This is a genomic window from Frigoribacterium sp. R86507, assembly GCF_044597695.1.
In the GTDB taxonomy this organism is placed as follows: domain Bacteria; phylum Actinomycetota; class Actinomycetes; order Actinomycetales; family Microbacteriaceae; genus Frigoribacterium.
This window is the reverse complement of sequence record NZ_CP139002.1, coordinates 3,211,332-3,233,674: the sequence shown is the minus strand read 5'-3', so window position 1 is coordinate 3,233,674 and position 22,343 is coordinate 3,211,332. Positions and strand designations below refer to the sequence as shown.

Here is a 22,343-nt window from a genome sequence, read left to right as displayed (position 1 = left end):
TCAGCGGCGCGCGCTGATCAGGAGTCGGCCGGCACGCGGACGGTCAGGCCGCCCGGGTCGACGACCGCGCGCAGGGCGACGGCCTTGCCGACCGAGTCGCCGTCGATCTCGAAGTCCTGGGGGGAGTCGAGGCGCACGACGAGCTTCTTGCCCTTGTTGTAGCGCAGCGTGCGCACCTCGCGGCTGTTCGCGGCGAGGATCCGGCGACCGACGTGCGTGCGGCGCAGGATGCCGTTCTCCCACACGATCTTGACCCAGATCTGCACCCAGCCGAAGAACCCCTCGGGGCGCAGGGCGACGATGTCGAAGATGCCGTCGTCGATCGCGGCGTCGGGCAGCAGCATGATGTTCGCCGGCAGCAGCCCGCAGTTGCCGACGATGATCGTGTGGGCGCGCATCGACTTGCGGCCCTGGTCGTCGAGCTCGTAGCGGACGTCGATCCGGTTGTCGTCGCGCAGGGCCCGGGCGATGGCGTCGACGTAGGCGAGCCAGCCGACGCGCTTCTTCAGCTCGTCGTTGGTGTTCGCGAGCATCTTGGCGTCGAGGCCCACGCCCGCCATGACGACGAACGCCTTGGTCTCGCGGGAGCCGTCCTCACGCTCGATGTCGACGACGCCGAGGTCGATGTCGCGGTCGCGACCGCTGAACGCCGTCGCGATCGAGTCGTCGAGGTTGTCGAGCGAGAGCTCGAGGTTGCGGGCCAGCAGGTTGCCCGTGCCCGAGGGCAGCAGGGCGAGGGAGGCGTCGGTGCCCTGGAGGGCCTCGGCGACCGCACGCACGGTGCCGTCGCCACCGGCGGCGATCACCATGTCGACGCCCTCGGCGAGGGCCTGCTTGGTCACCTCGCCGCCCGGGTCTTCTTTGCTGGTCTCGTAGAACGCCGTGGGGCCCCAGCCGTTCGAGAACTCGTGGCGCTGGACGGCCGTCTTGATCGCGTCGAGGTCGACCTTGATCGGGTTGTAGACGACCGCGGCGGTCTGGCGAGCCGTCTCGGGCTCGGGCGCCGAGGCGTGCTCGGCGGGGGAGGGGGAGGTGGCGGTCATGGGGCGAGCGTATTGGACGCACCTCCGTGAGGTAACGAGAAGACGAAGGCTCTGTGCAGAACGTCGGCCGGGCAGGTGCCGTTGCCTAGGATGGGCGGGTGATCGATCCCCAGTTGCTCCGTGAATCCCCCGACCTCGTCAAGCTGAGCCAGCGGGCCCGGGGCGACTCCGAGTCGCTGGTCGACGACGCCGTGGCGGCCGACCAGGCCCGCCGAGCCGCGATCGCCGCCTTCGAAGACCTGCGCGCCGAGCAGAACGCCTTCGGCAAGACCGTCGCCAAGGCGCCGAAGGACGAGAAGAAGGCGCTCGTCGCGCAGGCGCAGCAGCTGGCTGCGCGCGTGAAGGAGGCGCAGGTCGCCTCGAACGAGGCCGATGCGGCCTTCGACACGGCCGCGCGCGGCATCGGCAACCTCATCATCGACGGCGTGCCCTCGGGCGGCGAAGAGAACTTCGTGACGCTCCGTGAGCACGGCACCCGCCCCTCCTTCGATTTCGAGCCGCTCGACCACGCCGACCTCGGCGAGAAGCTCGGCGCGATCGACATCAAGCGCGGCACGAAGGTGTCGGGCTCGCGCTTCTACTTCCTGCGCGGCATCGGTGCGCGTCTCGAGCTCGGCCTGATGAACATGGCCCTCGACCTTGCCCTGAAGAACGACTTCACGCCGCTGATCACCCCGACGCTCGTGCGACCCGAGGTCATGGCGGGCACCGGGTTCCTGGGGTCGCACGCCGACGAGGTCTACCACCTGCCCGCCGACGACCTCTACCTGACCGGCACGAGCGAGGTCGCGCTCGCCGGGTACCACTCCGACGAGATCCTCGACGTCGAGGCGGGCCCGATCCGCTACGCCGGCTGGTCGACCTGCTACCGCCGCGAGGCCGGGGCCGCCGGCAAGGACAACCGGGGCATCCTGCGCGTGCACCAGTTCAACAAGCTCGAGATGTTCAGCTACGTGCACCCCGACCAGGCCGAGGCCGAGCACGACGCGCTCGTGGGCTTCCAAGAGGCCATGCTGCAGGCCCTCGGCCTCACCTACCGCGTGATCGACGTCGCGGCCGGCGACCTCGGCTCGAGCGCCGCGCGCAAGTTCGACATCGAGGCCTGGGTACCGACGCAGGGCACCTACCGAGAGCTCAGCAGCACGTCGAACTGCACCACCTTCCAGGCCCGTCGCCTCGACACCCGGTACCGCACCGAGAGCGGCAAGACCGCGCCGGTGGCCACGCTGAACGGCACCCTGGCGACCACGCGGTGGCTCGTCGCGATCCTCGAGACGCACCAGCAGGCCGACGGTTCGGTGGTCGTGCCCGAGGCGCTGCGCGGCTACCTCGGCGGCCTCGAGATCATCGAGCCGGTCGCATGAGCCAGGCCGCCGCCGCACCCCGGCCCGACGACGAGCCCGTGGCCGCCGCCGACCGGTGGCTCGTCGCACTCGACGTCGACGGCACGATCATGCCCGAGGACGGCACGATCTCCGAGGCCGTCCTGGGCGAGATCACGCGCCTCCACGACCAGGGTCACCAGGTCATGATCGCGACCGGGCGGTCGGTGTCGATGACCTTGCCCGTCATGGAGCGCCTCGGTCTCGTCTCGGACTACGTCGTCTGCGCGAACGGCGCGATCACCCTGGGACGTGACGAGTCGGCCCCGACGGGGTACCGCCGAGTGCACGTCGAAGAGTTCGACCCGACCCAGGTGCTGTCCACGATCCGCGAGGCCCTGGCCGACGCCGGGGCCGGTTACGCCGTCGAAGACCAAGAGGGCCTGCTGCGGTACTGCGGGTCGTTCCCCGCCGCGGCCGCGGCGCTGAACGCCGAGAAGGTCGAGTTCGACGACCTCGTCGGCCGGCCGGCGACGCGCGTGGTCGTCGTCTCGCCCGACCACGACACCGAGGACTTCCTCACCGCCGTCGAGCGCATGGGCCTGCAGCACGTCAACTACAACGTCGGCTGGACGGCCTGGCTCGACATCGCCCCCGACGGTGTCACGAAGGCGACCGCCCTCGAGCGTGTGCGGCAGTGGCTCGACGTGCCGCGGTCGCAGGTGCTGGCCGCGGGTGACGGGCGCAACGACATCGACATGCTGCGCTGGGCCGCCGGCGAGGGGCGCGGGGTCGCCATGGGCCAGGCGCCCGACGACGTCGCCGCCGTGGCCAACGAGCAGACGTCGAGCGACCTGGACGACGGGCTCGCCGAGGTGCTCGCGACACTCTGAGCCGGCTGTTCGCCCCGGCACGTGGCCGGGGGTGTCCGCTAGACTCGGCCCCGGTTGCCGGTGCGCATCCCGCCACGAGATGAACACGACGCCACGATAAAACGTGGCGTTTTGTCCACATCGTGGCGGCGTAGCTCGCCAGGCCACCGGGAGGGCTGTCCGAGCGGCCGATGGAGCTTGTCTTGAAAACAAGTGGGCAGAGATGTCTCGTGGGTTCGAATCCCACGCCCTCCGCCAGACGAGTTGCGCGTTCCGCACCGCGCCCTGGAGGGCGCCGACCGGGCGGACGCATCGCTGGCGCGCCGCGGGGTTAAAATCCCACGCCCTCCGCCAGGTGAGGCGAGGCCGGAAACCGGCCCGCGCCTCCTGAGGTGGACGGGGTTAGGCCTTGGCGGCGGCGTAGGTGGCGAAGGCCTCGCCGATCAGGGTGCTGAGCTCGCGCCAGGTGGTGTCGTCGACCGAGACGGCGGAGTCGCCGTCGACGAAGCCCGCGTGTTTGTGGAGCACGTCCGAGCCGACGGCCGGGAGCACGTAGAAGTCGCGGGTCCAGTCGTCGGTGTCGGCGATGACGGGAGCGCCGTACCAGTCGAGGTAGCCGTCGAAGACGTCGTTGCGCTCGTCGCCCTTGAGCCAGGTCTCGACCGAGTCCCGCCACGCGTCTCGGTTGGTCTCGCCGTTCATGTGGTCCTCCGGGGCCTGGTGCGTGCGGGAGCGTCCGCGACCGCCGGTCCAGTGTCCCAGGTCGGTCGCCTCGAGGGCCGCCGCGAGGGCCGTCCCGGCGACGGTGCGCGGTGGCAAGTGACCCCCGAAGGGGAACGCCCCGTCCCCCCGAACAGGGACTGAACGCGACGACGCCCCCGTGTTGCACTGTTCGAGCCTCCCTCTGCGGCCCCGCAGCGGTCGGCACCCCGGGTGGGCCGAACACCGCCCGGGCCTCCGACACCCCAGGACCCACACCCATGACCCACATCACCCCGACGTCCCGCGCCGCCCTCGTCATCGGCGCCGCCGTCGCCCTCGTGGCCGGCCTCGCGGCCACCCCGGCCGCCGCCCACGCCGCCGGGCCCACCCCGACCTCGACCCCGACCTCGACGTCGACGTCGGCGTCGGCACCCCGCACGACCGCCACGACGACCCCGCAGACCATCCGCACCGCGAGCAGCGCGACCCTCTACAAGGGCGGCCTGTTCGTCGACACGAACGGCGAGGCCGCCCGCGCCGCGACGACGCTCACGTCGCAGGGACGCACCGCCGAGGCATCGGCCGCCCGCACGATCGCCCAGCAGTCCGTCGCCACGTGGCTCGGCGGCTGGTTCACCGACGCGCAGCTCGTGCAGAAGATCGACGTCACCGTCGCCGCCGCCGAGAAGAAGGGCACGACCCCCGTCTTCGTCACGTACAACATCCCCAACCGCGACTGCGGCAGCCACTCGGCCGGCGGCTCCGCCGACAACGCGGCCTACCTCCGCTGGAACCAGCTCGTCGCCTCGCGCCTGGCCGGCCACCGGGCCGCCGTGATCGTCGAACCCGACGCCCTCGCCCTGATCAGCAACTGCCCCACCCAGACGAACGGACGCGAGGCCACCATCGCCGCGGCCGTGGCGGCGCTCGCCGACGCCGGGGTTCCCGCCTACATCGACGCCGGCAACTCGAACTGGGTGCCGCCGCAGACCATGGCCGCACGGCTCAAGGCCGCGGGCGTCGACCGGGCCCGGGGCTTCGCGACCAACGTCTCGAACTACTACCCGGTCGAGTCCGAGCGGGCGTACGCCGAGAAGGTGTCGCAGGCTTCAGGAGGCGCGCGCTACGTGATCGACACGTCACGCAACGGTCGCGGTTGGAAGGGCACGTGGTGCAACGCCCCCGGCGCAGGCCTGGGGTCGGCACCGTCCGTCCAGACCGGCTCGACGAAGCTGGACGCCCTGCTCTGGATCAAGACGCCCGGGGCCAGCGACGGACAGTGCAACGCCGGACCGGCGGCCGGCCAGTGGTTCGCGTCGTACGCCGTGCAGCTCGTCGCCAACCGCAAGGTCGGCTGAGTCCCCGGGGGCGGTCCAGGACCGTCTGCGTAGACTCTCCTTCTGCCCGTACACCGAACGGTGCACGTCCGCCCGCTCGATCCACGAGTTCTCTCGAGTCCGAGCGAGCGGCCAGTGCCTTCGATGACCGAGAGGACACCGCGTGAGCGACCTTCGCGACCGATCCGGCCGTGGCCGCCGAGCCGCCCGACCCGAGGGGACCGCCTTCGGTCGCCGTGCCACCCCGGCGACGACGGGAGTCGCCCGTCACGGTCGGCTGAAGAGCGGAGGCCCGGTGCGGGCCGTCACGAAGGTGGTCGCCGCCTCCGTGGCCGTGTTGCTCGTCAGCGGAGCCTCGGTCGGTGCGATCGCGGCCTACCAGGTGCGCAGCGACCTCGGCACGGGTGTCGAACTGCAGGCGGCCCAGGGCGAGACGACCAAGCCCGCGCCCCCGTCGATCAGCGAGTACGAGGGCGGCTTCAACATCCTCGTCGTCGGGACGGACAACGACGCCGGCCAAGACCAGGGTGCCTTCGGCGAACGCGATGCCACCCTGAACGACGTCAACATCCTGCTGCACGTCTCGGCCGACCACAGCAACGCGACGGCCGTCAGCATCCCGCGCGACATGGTCGTGCCCATCCCGTCGTGTGCGAAAGAGGACGGGTCGGGGTACTACTCGGCGATGTCGGCCCGGCCGATCAACGAGGCCTACTCGTACGGCGGGCTGAGCTGCGTCGCCTCGACCGTGTCGAGCCTGACCGGTCTCGACATCCCCTTCGCCGGCATGATCTCGTTCAACGGCGTCATCGAGATGTCGAACGCCATCGGCGGTGTGCCGGTCTGTGCCGCGACCCCCATCAAGGACCGCTACACGGGTCTCGACATCCCGGCGGGCGAGTCCGTGCTGTCCGGGGCCGACGCCCTGGCCTTCCTGCGCACCCGCCACGGCGTGGGCGACGGGTCCGACCTCGGCCGCATCAGCAGCCAGCAGGTCTACCTCTCGTCGCTGCTGCGGACGGTGAAGAGCGGCGACACCCTCAGCAACCCCACGAAGCTCTACTCGCTGGCCCGTGCCGCGGCCAGCAACATGACCCTGTCCGACCAGTTGACGAAGATCGACACCATGGTGCAGATCGGCCTCGCGCTGCGAGACCTGCCGCTCGACTCCGTCAACTTCGTCCAGTACCCCGGCACGACCGGTGGCTCGGGCGTCTACAAGGGCAAGGTGCAGCCCGACAAGGCCGTGGCGACGCAGCTCTTCGACGCGATCAAGAACGACGTTCCGTTCTCGATCCCCGAGGGCAGCACCGGCATCGGCTCCGAGAGCACCGCCACGGGTGACGGATCGGCGGCGAGCCAGGCCCCGGCCGCGCCGGCCGAGACGGCCGCACCGGTCGACACGGCGGCCCCCACCGACCCGGGCGCAGGAGCGGCGACCACGCCGCCGACGACCGAGGTCATCGAGGGGCTCACGGGTCAGACGGCGGCCGACCAGACCTGCTCGGTCGCGTTCGGCTCGAACTAGGCGCACGGCCGAGAAGTCGTCCCGGCGAGTAACCAGCTCGCCGGGACGACCGGTGACCTCAAGCGGCGGCCCGAACCGGCACGCATGAGAACCCCGCGATGCCGGGATCAGGGGTGCGGCACCGTGGGGGGTGTGGAGGCCGGCGTCGATGCCGGCGGCGAGCCCCTCGGACGCAGCCGTTCGGGTGCGGCGCTCGATGGTGGGGCACGTGACGCGACGACTGTCGGGGGGCGTGTTCGGCAAGGGTGAACGGGCTCGTGCTGTCGAGCCACTGCCCCTCGGCCGTCGTCGGCGTCAGGGGTACTCTATGTGTCGGCACAAATGCCGACAAGCCGATCACGCCCCCCAGAGCGGGTGGGGCACGGGTGGTTCTGTGCACGCCCCTCTGCGCCCGACGTCGGACCGGCCCCCGGCCCGGTTTCGGCATCTGGCTCTCGGGCCGCTATGCTGGTCCCTGCGCGTTCGCTCGCGAGCCGCATGGAGCCGTCGCATAGTTCGGCCTAGTGCACCACCCTGCTAAGGTGGAGTTCCCTTTGTGGGAACCGTGGGTTCAAATCCCACCGGCTCCGCGGAAAGCCACGTCGGTTCTCTCTCTCGCCAGAGATGTTCCGGGGTGGCTTTTCTTCTGCCCGCTCCCGGGCACCCCGACGTCCCCCGGGGCGGTGCTCTCCCAGACGCCTGCGGCGTAACGTGACCGGTGACGACGAGTCGTCTCGACTGCAGGGAGAACCACCGGTGAAACGCATCCACTACGCCGACGAGTACCTGGTCACCGGCGACGAGATCGCGGCGGCCGTCGTCGAGTACGCGCGAGCACTGGCCCTGCAGAACAAGTCCGACATGGTCGACCTGCCGGGCATGGACCGTGGTGGCGTCCACCAGCGATTCCAGATCCTGCTCGGCCCGGCGAGCCAGATGCTCGTCTCCGAAGAGCAGACCGACGAGGCCGAGATCGACGACGACCACCTGGTCGACGACATCGAGGCCCGCATCCATCGGCTGCGCCGCGTCGAACCCCAGACAAGCGATCCCACCGACGGCATCCCCCTGGACGCCGACGAGTTCTGAGTCCTGCCGCGGCGACGACATCCGCCGCCGCGACGACACCCGACGCGTGGACGACACCTGTCGCCAGCTCGGTGTCAAGGCCCCGCGTGAGGCCGGGCGACCGACTACCGTCGGGAACATGAGCACTCCTGCGCCTGCGCGCCCCGCCGGGACCGTCGTCCCGGTCACCCTGGGAGGCGCGGGTCCCGTCGTCGGGACCGCGACCGCTCTCGCCGTCGACCAGCTGCGATCCGGCCAGGCGCCGACGGTCGACGAGGCCCTCGACCTCGCCGTCGAGCTCGGTCGACACGGCGCCCTGCCCGGACTCGGATCGACGGCCGACCTCTGGCAGGCCCTGGCCACGCTCGCCGCGCACGACCTCGGTGCGGCACGGGCCGTCGAGCCGCACCTCGACGCGCTCGCCATCCTCGACCAGCACGCCGAGGACGTCGCCGCGACGTCCCCCGAGACCCTGCCCGATGAGGACGACGGCGCGGGCTCCGCGCTGCCCGCCCGCGCCCGCACCGACGACTCCTTCACCTGGGGCGTGTTCGCCGCCGAGGGCCCCGGCGTCCGCCTCGAGGGCGCACGCCGCCCCGGCGCACCCGCCGCATCCGGGGCCTGGTCGCTGACGGGCACGAAGCCCTGGTGCTCGCTCGCGGGCACGGTCGACGGCGCCCTGGTCACCGCCTGGGTCGGCGACGAGCGTCGGCTGTTCTCCGTCGACCTCCGTCAGCAGGGCGTCACCGTCACGGCCGACGCGTGGCACGCCCGGGGCCTGGTCGAGATCCCGTCCGGCCCGGTCGACTTCGACGACGTCGAGGCGCACGAGGTCGGTGCTCCCGGCTGGTACCTCGAGCGTCCCGGCTTCTCGTGGGGCGGCATCGGCGTCGCGGCGTGCTGGTACGGCGGCGCGGTCGGGGTGGCGCGCACGCTGCTCGCCGCGGCGGTGACCGCCTCGTCGCGCGCGCCGGAGCGCCCGGCCGACCCGCACCTCCTGCAGGCCCTCGGCCTCGTCGACACGCGGCTGGCCGACGCCCGCCGGGCGCTGGTCGAGGCCGCCGACCTCGTCGACGCCGGTGAGGCGACCGGTGAGGCGGGCCGGCTGCTGGCCAAGCGCGTCCGCGGGACGGTCGCGCACGCCTGCGACGAGGTGCTGGCCCGGGCGTCCCGTGCGCTCGGCCCCGCGCCGCTGGCCACCGACGCCGACCACGCCAAGCGCGTCGCCGACCTCGAGCTCTACCTCCGTCAGCACCACGGCGAACGCGACGACGCGTCGCTGGGTCAGACGGTGCTCCGCGACGCCGTCCGCGACGGGCTCCCCACGTGGTGAGCTTCGACGGTCGCGCGCCGGGCACCCCGGTCGAGACCTGGGAGGCCGACCCGCGCCTCCTCGCCCTGCCGTCGCTCGACGGCACCGTCGACCCGTCCGCGGTGTCACGTCTGGTCGTGCTGGCCGCCCACCCCGACGACGAGACCCTCGGCGCCGGCGGGCTGATCGCCGACGCGGCCGCCCGCGGCGTCCCGGTCACGGTCGTCGTGGTCACCGACGGCGCCGCCTCGCACCCCGGCTCGACCACGAGCGCCGAGGACCTCGTCGCGACGAGGGCCGAGGAGGCGCGGATCGCGGTCCACCTGCTGGGTCCCGACGTCGAGCTGGTGCAGTGGAGCATCGCCGACGGAGCGGTCCGCGAGGCCCGTGCCGAGATCACCGAGCGGCTGCGGCCCCTGCTGCCCGGACCGGGTGGCCTGCTCGTGGCGCCCTGGCGCGGGGACGGCCACCGGGACCACCGTGTGCTCGGCGAGATCGCCGCCGAGCTGGTGGCCGAGGCGGACCAGGCCGCCACGACGCTGCTCGAGTACCCGATCTGGCTGTGGCACTGGGGGTCGCCCGACCACCCCGACGTGCCCTGGTCGGCGCTGCGCCTGTCGTCCCTGGACGCCGTCGCCGACGCCGCAAAGCGCTCGGCCCTCGCGGCGTACGTCTCGCAACGTCGACCGCTCTCGGGCGCGCCCGAGGACGCCCCCGTGCTGCACCCGGTGTTCGAACGGCACTTCGCCCGCGGGCGCGAGGTGTTCGTGGTGGCCGAGCCGGGGTCGGGCGGCCCGGCCGCGGGCGGCCCGGTCGCGGGCGCTGCGGCGTCGGGTGAGGCGGCGGGCCCGGCGACCGAGGCCACGTTCGACCGGACGCACGCCCGCCGCGCCGACCCGTGGCGGGTCACGACGCGCTGGTACGAGCGCCGCAAGCGCGCCCTCACCGTGGCGTCGCTGCCGCGTGAGCGCTACGGCCGCGTGCTCGAGGTGGGCTGCTCGATCGGCGTGCTGACCGGCGACCTGGCCCCCGCGGCGGACCGTCTGCTGGCCCTCGACGTGTCGTCGGTGGCCGTGCAGGCCGCGCGCGAACGGCTGGCGAACCTGCCACACGTCACGGTCGAGCAGGCCGACGCCGCCGCCGACTACCCGTCGGGCACCTTCGACCTCGTCGTGCTCAGCGAGGTCGGCTACTACCTGGCCCCCGACGCGTTCGGGCGGCTCGTGGACGCGATCGTCGACGGCCTGGCCGAGGACGGCGACGTCGTGGCCTGCCACTGGACCCAGCCCGAGGGCGACTTCCGGCAGAGCGCGGACGACGTCCACGCCCGGCTGGGGGCCGACCCGCGCCTCCACCGGGTCTCGCACCACGTCGAGGGCGACTTCGTGCTCGACGTCTTCTCGCGCGACGCCCGGTCGGTCGCCGAGCGGACGGGGCTGCGATGAGCGACGCCCGCGTGCGCACGAGCCCGACCCGCCCCGTGCGGGCCGTCGCGGTGGTCGTCCCCGCGCACGACGAGGAGGAACTCGTCTCGCGCGCCCTCGACGGCATCGACCTGGCCCGACGGCACACCGCCCGGACCCGTCCGGAGGTGCGGGTCGTCGTCGTCCTCGTGGCCGACGCCTGCACCGACGGCACGGTCGCGGCCGCCCGTGCGCACCCTCGCGTGGCCGTCGTCGAGATCGAGGCCCGCGGGGTCGGCGTCGCCCGGGCCGTCGGAGTCGACGTCGCCCTGGACGAGCTCGGCGTCCCCTCGGGCGACCGGCCGCTCGACGCGGTGTGGCTCGCCTGCACCGACGCCGACTCGGTCGTGCCGCCGGGATGGATCGACGACCAGCTCGACCGCGCGGCGTCGGGTGCCGACGTCGTGATCGGCACCGTCCGCCCGGACTTCGCCGACCTCTCGCCGCGCCAGATCGCGGCCTGGACCGCCCGGCACACGCCCGGGCGGCCGAACGGCCACGTGCACGGCGCCAACCTCGGCGTACGGGCCTCGTCGTACCGGGCCGTCGGCGGGTTCGCCCCGGTCGACCTGCACGAGGACAACGTCCTCGTCGACCGGCTGCGCGACGCCGGGGCGACCCTCGTCGCCTCGGACGTCGGCGAGGTGCTGACCTCGGGGCGTCGCGACGGACGCACGTCGGGCGGCTACGCGGGGTACCTCGCCGTGGACTTGCTCGCCTGACGCGACCGGCACCGCGCCTCCTCGTCCCGGGGCGGTGCGGTCGACGCCGTCGCGGACGACCGCAGGAGGCGCGCGCGGGTCAGTGGCGCAGGGTCGCCAGGTACGCGGCCTCGCGCTCGTACCCGTCCGCGTCGTCGGCGAGCTGGGGGTTGCCCAGCTCGACCGCCTTGTCGCGGCTCATCTCGGCGAGGTCGTGCAACCGGATGATCGCGACCCGCAGCACGTCGGCCCAGGTCGCCGCGCTGCCGTAGGCATCGAGGAGCAGCCGCACCCGCCGCTCGGCGTCGGCCATGCCGGGGGCGTTCGGCGGCGTGCGGTCGGTGAGGGGGACCGCACGGGTGGCGTAGTAGGCGAGGTCCCACAGGCGCGGGCCGGGCGAGGCGAAGTCGAAGTCGATGGCGCCGACGACGTGCCCTGCGGCGTCGTAGGCGAGGTTGTGCGGCGAGAAGTCGTTGTGGCAGATCACCTCGGACGGCACCTTCGCCGGGGCCTGCCAGACGGCACCGTCGAGGCCGAAGCCGATGCTGGCGTCGTGCAGGCGGCGGAGCAGTCGGGCGCCCTCGACCAGGGCCTCGTCGGTGAAGACGTGGTCGGGCAGCGGGTAGACGGGCACGTCGGCGTCGACGAAGCTCAGTCGTTCGCGACCGCCCTCGATGCCCAACGGCCGAGGGATGCCCTCCACACCCGCGCGGGACAGGTACCGCAGGTGGCGGTGGACGGTGGGGGTCCAGGGGCCGGCGACACGGAGGACGGTGTCGCCCTGTCGGACGACCGCGTTCATGTTCCCGCCGGCGAGGACCTCGCCGGTCGGCACCTCGCCTGCCGGGGATTCGCCTACCGAGAATCCGCCTGCCGGTAATTCACCTGCCGGGACCGGGCCGACCACGACTCAGGCCACGGGGCCGAAGCCGGTGCGGAAGCGGTCGAAGGTCGTCACCCAGTAGGCGCGAAGGGCCTCGACGCGTTCGTCGTCGGTCGTCGCGTCGGCCCACGGGTCGTAGACGCCGCGCAGGACGGCGATGACGGCACCCCAGGTCGAGTGGATCAGCAGGGACGTGGTCAGGGTGTCTCGCGAGGGGCCGACGGCCAGCGCGATGACGTCGCCGATGCGCTCGGTCATGGGGACGCCGACGGCGAGCACGTAGGGCAGCAGGGGCTCGTGCGTCCTCAGCAGGTGGCGGAGGCTGATCATGTAGTCGACGAGCTGGGTGTCGACGGCCGACAGCAGCAAGAGTTCGAGCAGATCGATGTCGGTGCCGTCGAAGGACGCCAGCATCGACAGGTCGGAGGCGTCGACCGCCGCGCCCGCCTTGTTGAGCAGCACCGACGCCACGGCGTCTTCCTTGCACGAATAGTGGTTGGCGAACGTCCGTCTCGAGTAACCGGCCAGAGCGGTCACGTCTTCGACGACGAAGCCGTCGAAACCCTTCTCGGACGCCAGGCGGAAGGCCGCGTCGGCGAGCCCGCGGCTCGTCGCCCGACGCTTCTCGTCGCGCCCGCCGACCGCTTCCGTCGCGAACCGGGTCAGGTCGCCACGCGCTGGGGTCTGCTGCATCGGACCATGGTGCCGAAACTTTCTGAGAATTTGCATGCCCATTGGGCAACGGCCTCGAGATCGCGTATCCTTCAAGAGTCCGATTCGGGTCGGACGGCCTCGAAAGACACCAGGCACACAACCCCCTGTGAGATCGCGCAGGGTCGCGTCGGGTGCGACCCTCCAGCTGAACCACAGAGGGGGCCCGGTCCTTTCGAGACATACGCCTCGTGGCCCCCGTGGTCACGGGGCGTTCCCGTGTGCCCGGCGAGTGGTCCCCGTCCGGCACGGTCAGGTCCGCGGGAGTGACAGGCTGAGCCCATGAAGCGAGGGCGGTTGCGGGTGCTGCTGGGGGCGGCACCCGGAGTGGGCAAGACGTACACGATGCTCGAAGAGGGCGCACGGCTGCGAGCGGAGGGCGTCGACGTCGTCGTGGCCGTCGTCGAGACGCACGGGCGGCGCGCGACCTCGGCACTGGTCGGCGACCTCGAGGTCGTGCCTCGCCGGGCGGTCGTCCACCGCGGCGTCGCGTTGGACGAACTGGACCTGGAGGCGGTGCTCGCGCGGGCCCCGCAGCTCGCGCTCGTCGACGAGCTCGCCCACACGAACGCCCCCGGCTCCACCCACGAGAAGCGCTGGCAGGACGTCGAGGCCCTGCTGCTCGCCGGCATCGACGTCGTCTCGACCGTCAACGTGCAGCACGTCGACTCGCTCACCGACGTGGTCGAGCGCATCACCGGGGCGACCCAGCGCGAGACCGTCCCCGACGCCGTGCTGCGGGCGGCGGACCAGGTCGAACTCGTCGACCTCGCCCCGCAGGCCCTGCGCGACCGGTTGGCGGAGGGCGTCGTCTACCCGGCCGACCGGGTCGACGCGGCGCTCTCGAACTACTTCCGTCTGGGCAACCTCACGGCACTCCGCGAGCTGGCGCTGCTCTGGCTGGCCGACGAGGTCGACAGCGCGCTCAAGGCCTACCGCGACGAGCACGGCATCGACAGCACGTGGGAGGCCCGCGAGCGCGTCGTCGTCGCCCTGACCGGCGGACCCGAGGGCGAGACGTTGATCCGCCGGGGCGCCCGCATCGCCGCACGGTCGTCCGGAGGGGAGCTGGTCGCCGTGCACGTCAGTGCCCAGGACGGCCTGCGGCAGGGAGCGCCCGGAGCCCTGGCGGCGCAGCGTGCCCTGGTCGAGAAGCTCGGCGGCACGTACCACCAGGTCGTCGGCTCGGACGTGCCCCGCGCGCTCGTCGACTTCGCCCGTGGGGTGAACGCCTCGCAGCTGGTGATCGGCGTCAGCCGGCGGGGGCGCCTGGCCGCGGCGTTGACCGGGCCCGGCATCGGCTCGACCGTGATCCGCGAGTCCGGTCGCATCGACGTGCACATCGTCACCCACGCCTCGGCCGGTCGCGACCGGGTGCTGCCGCGACTCGGCGGGGCCCTGTCGCGGCGCCGAGTGATCGCCGGCTTCGTGCTCGCCCTCGTGGCGGGGCCGCTGCTCACCGGGCTCCTGGCCGGGCATCGCTCCGAGGACGGCATCGCGGGCACGGTGCTGGTCTTCCAGCTGCTGGTCGTGGTGGTCGCCGTCACGGGCGGCATCTGGCCGGCCCTGCTCGCGGCGCTGCTCTCGGGCGTGACGCTCGACCTCTTCTTCATCGCGCCGATCTACCAGCTGACCATCGCCGAGCCGCTGCACCTGGCCGCACTCGTGCTGTACGTGCTCAACGCCGCCATCGTCAGCTACGTGGTCGACCAAGCCGCCCGCCGCAGTCGCGCCGCCGCCCGGGCACTCGCCGAGACCGAGCTGCTCGCGACCGTCGCGGGCAGCGTGCTGCGCGGCCAGGACGCCCTGCAGGCACTGATCGGCCGCACCCGCGAGGCCCTGGGCATGACCCGGGTGCGCGTCGTCCAGGGCGGGGTCGAGATCGGGGAGGCGCGGCTCGCCGACGACGGACGTCCCGCAGCCGGGTCCCCGGCCGAGACCACCACGTCGATCGCCGCGGGCACCGACGCGACCCTCGAGCTGACCGGACCCGGACTGCAGGCAGCCGACCGGCGCCTTCTGGACGTCGTCGCGGCGCAGGTCGAAGCGGCCCTCGAGCACTCCGAGCTGAGCCGGGCCGCCGGCCAGGTCGCCCCGCTCGCCGAGGTCGACCGCATGCGCAGCGCTCTGCTCGCCGCCGTCGGCCACGACCTGCGCCGCCCGCTGGCCGCGGCGACGGCCGCCGTCAGCGGACTGAGGCAGACCGACGTCGCCTGGAGCGACGCCGACCGAGACGAGCTGCTCTCCACCGCCCACGAGAGCCTCGACTCGCTCTCGACCCTCGTCACCGACCTGCTCGACGTCAGCCGCGTGCAGGCGGGGGCGCTCGCCGTGACGCCGGCGGACGTCGACCTCGACGAGGTCGTGCTGGGTGCCCTCGACGAGCTGGGCCTGGGGCCGGCCGACGTCGAGTTGGCGCTGCGGGCGACGGTGCCGCCCGTGCGGGCCGACGCCGTGCTGCTGCAGCGCGTGGTCGTCAACCTGCTCGACAACGCCCTGCGCCACTCGCCGCCGGACGCGAGCGTCCGCATCTCGACGAGTGCCTTCGGCGACCGCGTCGAGCTGCGGGTGGTGGACCGCGGCCCCGGCGTCCCGGTCGAACGGCGCGACGAGATCATGGTCGCGTTCCAGCGGTTGGGCGACACCGACAACGGCACGGGGCTCGGACTCGGCCTGGCGCTGAGCAAGGGATTCGTCGAGGCGATGGGCGGCACGCTCGCGCTCGACGACACCCCCGGCGGCGGACTGACCATGGTGGTCGGGCTGCCGGTGGCCGGGCCTTCGGGGGCCGGGCCCGCCGGGGCGGCCGGGGCGGCGGGGGCGGCCGGGGACGATCGGGTACGGTCGGCCACGTGAGTGCCGTGAAGATCTTGATCGCCGACGACGACCCGCAGATCCTTCGGGCGCTCAAGGTGACCCTCGGGGCGCGCGGCTACGACGTCGTCACGGCCGGCGACGGGCGCGAGGCGCTCGACCTGGCGGCGACGCAGCACCCCGACCTCGTCATGCTCGACCTCGGCATGCCGCACCTCGACGGGGTCGAGGTGATCGCCGGCCTGCGTGGTTGGTCGACCGTGCCGATCCTCGTCGTGTCGGGCCGCACCGACGCCGCCGACAAGGTCGAGGCCCTGGACGCAGGAGCCGACGACTACGTCACGAAGCCCTTCTCGATGGACGAGCTGCTCGCCCGCATCCGGGCGCAGACCCGCCGCTTGCCGTCGGGCACCGACGACGAACAGCCCGTGGTGGCCTTCGGCGACGTTCAGGTCGACCTCTCGGCGAAGACCGTGGTGCGTCGGGTTGGCGCCCGCGGCGCTGCGGGGGCGGGCGTGGGCGGAGGCGCCGGCGGCGAGTCGGTGCGACTGACGCCGACCGAGTGGAAGATCCTCGAGCTGCTGCTGCACAGCCCCGACAAGCTGATCACGCGCGAGACCATCCTGACCGAGGTCTGGGGCCCCTTCCACGCGAAGGACACCGGCTACCTGAGGCTCTACTTCGCCCAACTCCGCAAGAAGCTCGAGCCCGTGCCGGCCGCCCCCCGGCACCTCGTCACGGTGCTCGGCATGGGCTACCGCTTCGTGCCCGACGCCGGCGCCGACGCCGACGCGCAGGCCGTCCAGGGGTCGTGACCGCGGTCGCCGCCGAGATCCTGACGGTTTCCTAACGCCGGACGACACCACCGGGAGGCGCGGGAGGCCTAACGTGACAGGGCGCGTGCCTGCCTCCCGGCCGGTGCGCCCCGCACGTCCGAGAGGAACCCGTGACCGCGCAGCCCGAGTCACCCGCCAGGGTCGAACCGCCTACCCCGCACGCGACTACACGACGGATGCGCAGCTGGCTGCTGCACGGCCTCACCGAGACCGCGGGCACCCACCAGGGGCCGCACGCCGAGACCCCGGAGAAGACCCACTCGTGGTGGCGGGTGATGTGCCTGACCGGCGTCGACTACTTCTCGACCCTCGGATATCAGCCGGCGATCGCGGCCGTCGCGGCCGGCCTGCTCTCGCCGCTCGCGACCATCGTGCTCGTGCTGCTGACCCTCTTCGGCGCCTTGCCGGTCTACCGCCGCGTCGCTCGTGAGAGCCCTCGTGGCGAGGGGTCGATCGCGATGCTCGAGCGGCTGCTGCCCTGGTGGGGCGGCAAGCTGTTCGTCCTCGTGCTGCTCGGCTTCGCCGCCACCGACTTCATGATCACCATCACCCTGTCGGCGGCCGACGCCACGGCGCACGCGGTCGAGAACCCGTTCGCGCCGTCCTGGTTCCACGGGGCCGAGGTGCCGCTGACGCTCGTGCTCGTCGCACTGCTCGCCGCCGTCTTCCTGCGTGGGTTCCGCGAGGCGATCGGCATCGCGGTCGTGCTCGTCGCGATCTTCCTGACCCTCAACCTCGTCGTCATCGCCGTCTCGCTCTTCCACATCGGCGAGAACCCGGTCGTGATCGGCAACTGGTGGGACGCCCTGACGGTGCAGCACGGCAACCCCTTCGTCATGGTCGGCATCGCCCTGATCGTCTTCCCGAAGCTGGCCCTCGGCCTGTCGGGCTTCGAGACCGGGGTGGCGGTCATGCCGCAGATCACCGGCGACCCGACCGACACCCCGGCCCAACCGGTCGGACGCATCCGTGGGGCCCGGCGCCTGCTCGCCACGGCCGCGATCATCATGAGCTCGTTCCTCATCCTGTCGAGCTTCGTCACGACCCTGCTGATCCCTCAGGCCGAGTTCCAGGCCGGCGGGTCGGCCAACGGTCGCGCCCTGGCGTTCCTGGCGCACCAGTACCTCGGCGACGGCTTCGGGACGCTCTACGACGTCAGCACCATCTGCATCCTGTGGTTCGCCGGAGCGTCGGCCATGGCCGGGCTGCTCAACCTCGTGCCGCGCTACCTGCCGCGCTACGGCATGGCGCCGCAGTGGGCCCGAGCCGTCCGACCCCTCGTCCTGGTCTTCACGGTGATCGCATTCATCATCACCATCGTGTTCGAGGCGGACGTGGACGCCCAGGGCGGGGCCTACGCGACGGGAGTGCTCGTGTTGATCACCAGCGCCTCCGTGGCCGTGACGCTGTCGGCGCGACGGGCGCGCCAGCGCAAGCGCACGATCGGCTTCGGGATCGTCGCCCTCGTGTTCGTCTACACGACCGTCACCAACGTCGTCGAACGCCCCGACGGCGTGCGCATCGCCGCGATCTTCATCATCGGGATCATCGCCGTGTCGCTCGTCTCGCGGGTGCAGCGCTCGTTCCAACTGCGGGCGACGTCGGTCACCCTCGACGACACCGCCCTCTCGTACGTACGAGAGGACGCCGACGAATACGGCACGATCCGCGTCATCGCCCACGAACCGGGGCGTGAGGTCGCCGAGATCTACAAGAAGAAGCTGTCGGCCGAGCGCAAGTACAGCGGCATCCCCCAGCGCTCGCCGGTCATCTTCCTCGAGGTGCACAAGGGCGACTCGTCGAACTTCGAGGAAGACCTCGTCGTGACCGGGCATGCCCTGCACGGCTACCGGGTGCTGCGCACGACGAGCGGTGCCGTGCCGAACGCCGTGGCCAGCGTGCTGCTGGCGATCCGCGACGAGACCGGCGTCGTGCCCGACATCTACTTCGAGTGGACCGAGGGCAACCCGCTGTCGAACATGGGACGGTTCTTCCTGACCGGCGTGGGCGAGGTCGCGCCGGTGACCCGCGAGGTGCTGCGCCGGGCCGAGCCCTCGCGCAGCCGCCGCCCCGACGTGCACGTCAGCTAGCCGCCCCGTCCCTCCCGTCGCGCCCGTCCGGGTCCCGTTCCGCGCCCCGCGCCTCCCCGCCCGCTCTGCCCCCCCCCGCCCCACTTCGCACCCGGTTTCGAACGATGCACCCAGAAGCTTCTGGGTGCATCGTTCGAAACCGGGTTCATGAGGCGTCACCGCGGAAGCGACGAGCGGCTTCGCGGGCGGCGGCCGTGACACGGCGGGGGTCGAGTCGCACGTGGGCGTCACCGAGCAGGCCGGCGAGTCGAGCGGGCGCCACGAGATCGAGGTACTCGCAGTTGACGACGGCGCGCACCTCGGGCAGTTCGCACAGGGCCCGATCACGTCGTGTCCGGTCGCGGATTACCTCGGCGGGCGTCCGGCCGGCGAGCATGCGTGGATCGGTCAACTTCACGAGGCCGTTGAACTCGACGGCCACACCGTCGGCAGCAAGGAAGACGTCGCACCGTGCGATCCGCCCGTCCGCGAGGCGGAACTCCCATTGCAGCTCGACGTTCGAGAGGCCGAGTTCGAACAGGGCCACGCGGAGGAGCGATTCGCCGCCGTTCTCGGCGAACGGCGAGGCGAATTGGAAGGCACGGCGTGCTGCGCGATTTCCCGGGTGGGTGGTGGGACCGAGCCTGCCGAGCAAGGCCTCGCGTTCTCTTCGGAGGGTGGCGGCCACCACGGGCCCGGTCCGATGTCCGTTCGGCAGGACCAGTCGGCGAAGGACTGCGTCCGAGCACAGGACGGCATCGGCGAAGGAGGCCGTCCGGGCGACGTCGACGGCCGTCCGTCGCAGTCCGGTGACCGACGAGTCGCCGAGATGCACGACGTCGTCGGCAAGCACCTCCCCTGGGCGTCGGAGGAGGTGGGAGGACGTCTTGGTCGAGGTTCGGCGCCGGTCCGTGACGGTGACGGTGTCGTCGAAATCGTCGTGGACGCGGGGAAGGTCGAGCGCGGCCACGGCGGAGACGTGGGAGACCACGCAGTTCCGCGCGGGGCCGGCTGCCAGAGCTCGCGTCAGGAGGACGTGCCGCCCCCGGGAGTCCAGCTGCTCCCAGTCCGATGCCGTCGCGTAGACGCCACGGTGGATGCGCACGAGCGAGCCGTCGGCGACGCCGGAACGCAGGGCGACCGTCTCGGGGGCGCCGTCGCCGTGCGTCGCCGCGAACCGCAGTTCGCATCTCATCGGGTCGGCGTGGTCCACGGGGCCATGGTCTCGAACGCCGTCCCGGGGCCGGCGCCGCGCCTCCTTGCCTATGGAGAACTCGTCCTGGAGCCGGACGGTGCAGGAGGCGACGCGATCGCGATGAACCCGGTTTCGAACGATGCACCCGGAAGCTTCCAGGTGCATCGTTCGAAACCGGGTTCATGGGTGGGGAGGAGGAGGAGGGGCGGGCGGGGCGGGACGCGGGGGCGGGGAGGTGCGGGGTGGGGAGGACACTTCGGCGGGGTACGGCGCTCAGCTTGGCCGCCGGCAGCGCTCCTCCTGTACTGCTGGGAGCATGACCGACTCCCGCTCTTTGCCCTACCCCCTCGGCGTGACGCCCCTGCCCGACGGCGGCGCCCACGTCGCGGTGTACTCCGAGACCGCCGACCACGTCTGGTTCTGCCTGTTCGACGACGAGGCCGACGGCGGCACCGAGCGCCGCTTCGAGCTGACGAACCGCACCGGTCACGTCTTCCACGCCGTGGTCGAGGAGGCGCGGGTCGGCTCGCGCTACGGCCTCCGTGTCGCAGGCCCCTGGGACCCGGCCGCCGGCCTCCGCCACAACGAGCACAAGCTGCTGCTCGACCCCTACGCGACCGCCCTCGACGGCACGTTCGACTGGGGCCAGGCCGTCTTCGGCCACGACATGAACGAGCCCGAGACGCGCGACGACACCGACTCCGCCGCCGCCATGCCTCGCAACGTCATCGCCGACCGCGACTTCGACTGGGGCGACGACCGGCGTCCGCTCACGCCGATGGAGGACACGGTCGTCTACGAGGTGCACGTCAAGGGCTTCACGCAGACGCACCCCGACGTGCCCGAGGACATCCGTGGCACCTACGCCGGCATGGGTCACCCCGCCGCGATCAAGCACTTCACCGACCTGGGCGTCACGGCGGTCGAGCTGTTGCCCACGCACCAGTTCGTGCAGGACAGCCACCTCGAGGAGAAGGGCCTCCGCAACTACTGGGGCTACAACTCGATCGGCTTCTTCGCGCCGCACGACGAGTACGCGTCGAAGGCCGCGGGCACGGCCGGCGGCCAGGTCGCCGAGTTCAAGCAGATGGTCAAGGACCTCCACGCCGCCGGCCTCGAGGTGTGGATGGACGTCGTCTACAACCACACGGCCGAGGGCAACCACATGGGCCCGACCATCTCGTTCAAGGGCATCGACAACGCCGCCTACTACCGCCTGGTCGAGGGCGACGAGGGCAACTACTTCGACACGACCGGCACGGGCAACAGCCTCAACGTCAGCCACCCGGCGGCACTCGGCCTGATCATGGACAGCCTGCGCTACTGGGTCACCGAGATGCACGTCGACGGCTTCCGCTTCGACCTCGCCACGACCCTCACCCGTCAGGGCGGCGAGGCCAGCGAGCACAGCGCGTTCCTCACGCTGATCCACCAGGACCCGGTGCTGCAGAGCGTCAAGATGATCGCCGAGCCCTGGGACACCGCCGGCTACCAGGTCGGTGGCTTCCCGGCCGACTGGTCCGAGTGGAACGGCAAGTTCCGTGACGACGTCCGCGAGTTCTGGAACGGCGAACCCGGCGTCCTGTCGACGTTCTCGGACCGCGTGCTCGGCAGCCCCGACGTCTACGAGGGCGACCGCCGGTCGCCGCTGTCGAGCGTCAACTTCGTCACCGCGCACGACGGCTTCACCCTCGCCGACCTGACGAGCTACGCCGAGAAGCACAACGAGGAGAACGGCGAGGACAGCCAGGACGGCGAGAGCGACAACAAGTCGTTCAACGGCGGCGCCGAGGGCCCCACCGACGACCCCGCGGTCAACGAGTACCGCGACCGTCAGCGCCGCAACTTCCTCGGCACGTTGCTGCTCAGCGCCGGCGTGCCGATGATCCTCGGTGGTGACGAGATCGCGCGCAGCCAGGGCGGCAACAACAACGCCTACTGCCAAGACAGCGAGATCTCGTGGTTCGACTGGGAGCGCGCCGACCGCGACCTGCTCGCCTTCACGACCGAGCTCATCACGCTGCGCCGCGAGAACCCGGCCCTGCGCCCCGACTGGTTCCGCTACGCCCCCGAGGTCGAGAGCGACGACCACGTGCAGGTGCGCCGTGCCGACGACCACTCGTTCTCGAGCGGTGACTGGCAGCAGGGCGAGAACAAGGCGATCACCTTCGTGCTGACGCACAAGGACGCCGACGCGTTCGCCTACCTCGTCAACGGGTCGACCGCGGTCGTCGAGTTCAACGTGCCCGACGCACCCCACGGCGAGTGGGAGCTCGCCTCGTCGAGCGACCCCGGCCAGCAGGTCGAGGGCCCCGTCACGACGCTGCTCGTGCGCGACGCGAGCTTCACGCTGCTGCGGAGCCGCGCCTCCTAGGCGTCGACGACGCGAGCGCAGGAGGCGCGGTGCGGGTCCTCGGGACCGGCACCGCGCCTCCTGCGTCCGCCAGGCACGCAAAAGACCGCCGCCCCGAGGGGACGACGGTCGTCGCGTGGTCCGGCCGAGGCCGG

Annotated in this window: 17 protein-coding genes and 2 tRNA genes; 14 read left to right on the top strand and 5 right to left on the bottom strand. The window is 72.1% G+C overall.

The window, feature by feature from the left end; all coding sequences use genetic code 11:
• Positions 1-17 precede the first annotated feature (17 nt).
• Complete coding sequence (locus SJY14_RS15330; protein ID WP_071255710.1) at positions 18-1,043, bottom strand: diacylglycerol kinase family protein; 1,026 nt, start codon at positions 1,041-1,043, stop codon at positions 18-20.
• Between the two features lie 98 nt (positions 1,044-1,141).
• On the opposite strand from SJY14_RS15330, the gene serS reads away from it, so the two are divergent.
• From serS to SJY14_RS15315, 3 genes are all read left to right on the top strand, one after another.
• Positions 1,142-2,407, top strand: coding sequence for a serine--tRNA ligase (gene serS / locus SJY14_RS15325; RefSeq protein WP_071255711.1), 1,266 nt, complete (start codon positions 1,142-1,144; stop codon positions 2,405-2,407).
• Entirely contained in the window at positions 2,404-3,258 is an 855-nt protein-coding gene (locus SJY14_RS15320) for an HAD family hydrolase (RefSeq protein ID WP_177174794.1), read from the top strand. Before serS ends, SJY14_RS15320 begins: the two co-directional genes overlap by 4 nt.
• A 149-nt stretch (positions 3,259-3,407) precedes the next feature.
• A tRNA-Ser gene (locus SJY14_RS15315) sits at positions 3,408-3,495 on the top strand.
• Between the two features lie 144 nt (positions 3,496-3,639).
• Here SJY14_RS15315 and SJY14_RS15310 read toward each other — a convergent pair.
• On the bottom strand, positions 3,640-4,056 hold the full coding sequence (locus SJY14_RS15310) for a hypothetical protein (protein WP_071255712.1): 417 nt from the start codon (positions 4,054-4,056) through the stop codon (positions 3,640-3,642).
• Between the two features lie 161 nt (positions 4,057-4,217).
• Between SJY14_RS15310 and SJY14_RS15305 the strand changes: the two genes are divergently transcribed.
• The 7 genes from SJY14_RS15305 (at position 4,218) to SJY14_RS15275 (ending at position 11,348) form a co-directional block, all read left to right on the top strand.
• Positions 4,218-5,297, top strand: coding sequence for a glycoside hydrolase family 6 protein (locus SJY14_RS15305; protein ID WP_071255713.1), 1,080 nt, complete (start codon positions 4,218-4,220; stop codon positions 5,295-5,297).
• 142 nt (positions 5,298-5,439) lie between these two features.
• Positions 5,440-6,804 (top strand): LCP family protein, encoded by a 1,365-nt coding sequence (locus SJY14_RS15300; RefSeq protein WP_396599347.1) that lies wholly within the window; start codon positions 5,440-5,442, stop codon positions 6,802-6,804.
• A gap of 479 nt (positions 6,805-7,283) precedes the next feature.
• Positions 7,284-7,373, top strand: a tRNA-Ser gene (locus SJY14_RS15295).
• A 166-nt stretch (positions 7,374-7,539) separates the two neighbouring features.
• On the top strand, positions 7,540-7,872 hold the full coding sequence (locus tag SJY14_RS15290; RefSeq protein ID WP_071255715.1) for a hypothetical protein: 333 nt from the start codon (positions 7,540-7,542) through the stop codon (positions 7,870-7,872).
• Positions 7,873-7,990: 118 nt separating this feature from the next.
• A complete protein-coding gene (locus SJY14_RS15285) occupies positions 7,991-9,184 on the top strand; it encodes an acyl-CoA dehydrogenase family protein (RefSeq protein WP_143048618.1) in 1,194 nt (397 codons plus the stop codon).
• Positions 9,178-10,608, top strand: coding sequence for a PIG-L family deacetylase (locus tag SJY14_RS15280; protein ID WP_071255717.1), 1,431 nt, complete (start codon positions 9,178-9,180; stop codon positions 10,606-10,608). The genes SJY14_RS15285 and SJY14_RS15280 overlap by 7 nt, the downstream gene beginning before the upstream one ends.
• Complete coding sequence (locus SJY14_RS15275; protein WP_071255718.1) at positions 10,605-11,348, top strand: glycosyltransferase family 2 protein; 744 nt, start codon at positions 10,605-10,607, stop codon at positions 11,346-11,348. Before SJY14_RS15280 ends, SJY14_RS15275 begins: the two co-directional genes overlap by 4 nt.
• A 79-nt stretch (positions 11,349-11,427) precedes the next feature.
• On the opposite strand, the gene SJY14_RS15270 is transcribed toward SJY14_RS15275, so the two are convergent.
• Both SJY14_RS15270 and SJY14_RS15265 read right to left on the bottom strand, forming a co-directional pair.
• Positions 11,428-12,162: a phosphotransferase gene (locus tag SJY14_RS15270; RefSeq protein WP_255364216.1), complete on the bottom strand. Its 735-nt coding sequence runs from the start codon at positions 12,160-12,162 to the stop codon at positions 11,428-11,430.
• Between the two features lie 75 nt (positions 12,163-12,237).
• The gene (locus SJY14_RS15265) at positions 12,238-12,903 is read right to left on the bottom strand and encodes a TetR family transcriptional regulator (protein ID WP_071255719.1); all 666 of its coding nucleotides are present in this window, start codon (positions 12,901-12,903) and stop codon (positions 12,238-12,240) included.
• Positions 12,904-13,203: 300 nt separating this feature from the next.
• On the opposite strand from SJY14_RS15265, the gene SJY14_RS15260 reads away from it, so the two are divergent.
• The 3 genes from SJY14_RS15260 to SJY14_RS15250 all read left to right on the top strand — a co-directional run bounded on the left by SJY14_RS15260 (position 13,204) and on the right by SJY14_RS15250 (position 18,661).
• Entirely contained in the window at positions 13,204-15,777 is a 2,574-nt protein-coding gene (locus SJY14_RS15260; RefSeq protein ID WP_071255720.1) for an ATP-binding protein, read from the top strand.
• Between the two features lie 5 nt (positions 15,778-15,782).
• A complete protein-coding gene (locus tag SJY14_RS15255) occupies positions 15,783-16,550 on the top strand; it encodes a response regulator (protein WP_071255821.1) in 768 nt (255 codons plus the stop codon).
• A 131-nt stretch (positions 16,551-16,681) separates the two neighbouring features.
• Positions 16,682-18,661, top strand: a complete 1,980-nt coding sequence (locus tag SJY14_RS15250) for an amino acid transporter (protein ID WP_369825303.1) — start codon at positions 16,682-16,684, stop codon at positions 18,659-18,661.
• Between the two features lie 145 nt (positions 18,662-18,806).
• Here SJY14_RS15250 and SJY14_RS15245 read toward each other — a convergent pair whose 3' ends face one another.
• Positions 18,807-19,853, bottom strand: a complete 1,047-nt coding sequence (locus SJY14_RS15245) for a hypothetical protein (RefSeq protein WP_071255722.1) — start codon at positions 19,851-19,853, stop codon at positions 18,807-18,809.
• A 298-nt stretch (positions 19,854-20,151) separates the two neighbouring features.
• On the opposite strand from SJY14_RS15245, the gene glgX reads away from it, so the two are divergent.
• A complete protein-coding gene (gene glgX, locus SJY14_RS15240) occupies positions 20,152-22,209 on the top strand; it encodes a glycogen debranching protein GlgX (protein WP_071255723.1) in 2,058 nt (685 codons plus the stop codon).
• Positions 22,210-22,343 lie beyond the last annotated feature (134 nt).

Bases quoted from the DNA above. Each gene is read 5' to 3' on its own strand.
- SJY14_RS15275 (WP_071255718.1), top strand. From the start codon at position 10,605: ATGAGCGACGCCCGCGTGCGCACGAGCCCGACCCGCCCCGTGCGGGCC.
- SJY14_RS15320 (WP_177174794.1), top strand. From the start codon at position 2,404: ATGAGCCAGGCCGCCGCCGCACCCCGGCCCGACGACGAGCCCGTGGCC.
- SJY14_RS15260 (WP_071255720.1), top strand. From the start codon at position 13,204: ATGAAGCGAGGGCGGTTGCGGGTGCTGCTGGGGGCGGCACCCGGAGTG.
- SJY14_RS15305 (WP_071255713.1), top strand. From the start codon at position 4,218: ATGACCCACATCACCCCGACGTCCCGCGCCGCCCTCGTCATCGGCGCC.
- glgX (WP_071255723.1), top strand. From the start codon at position 20,152: ATGACCGACTCCCGCTCTTTGCCCTACCCCCTCGGCGTGACGCCCCTG.
- SJY14_RS15265 (WP_071255719.1), bottom strand. From the start codon at position 12,903: ATGCAGCAGACCCCAGCGCGTGGCGACCTGACCCGGTTCGCGACGGAA.
- SJY14_RS15330 (WP_071255710.1), bottom strand. From the start codon at position 1,043: ATGACCGCCACCTCCCCCTCCCCCGCCGAGCACGCCTCGGCGCCCGAG.
- SJY14_RS15285 (WP_143048618.1), top strand. From the start codon at position 7,991: ATGAGCACTCCTGCGCCTGCGCGCCCCGCCGGGACCGTCGTCCCGGTC.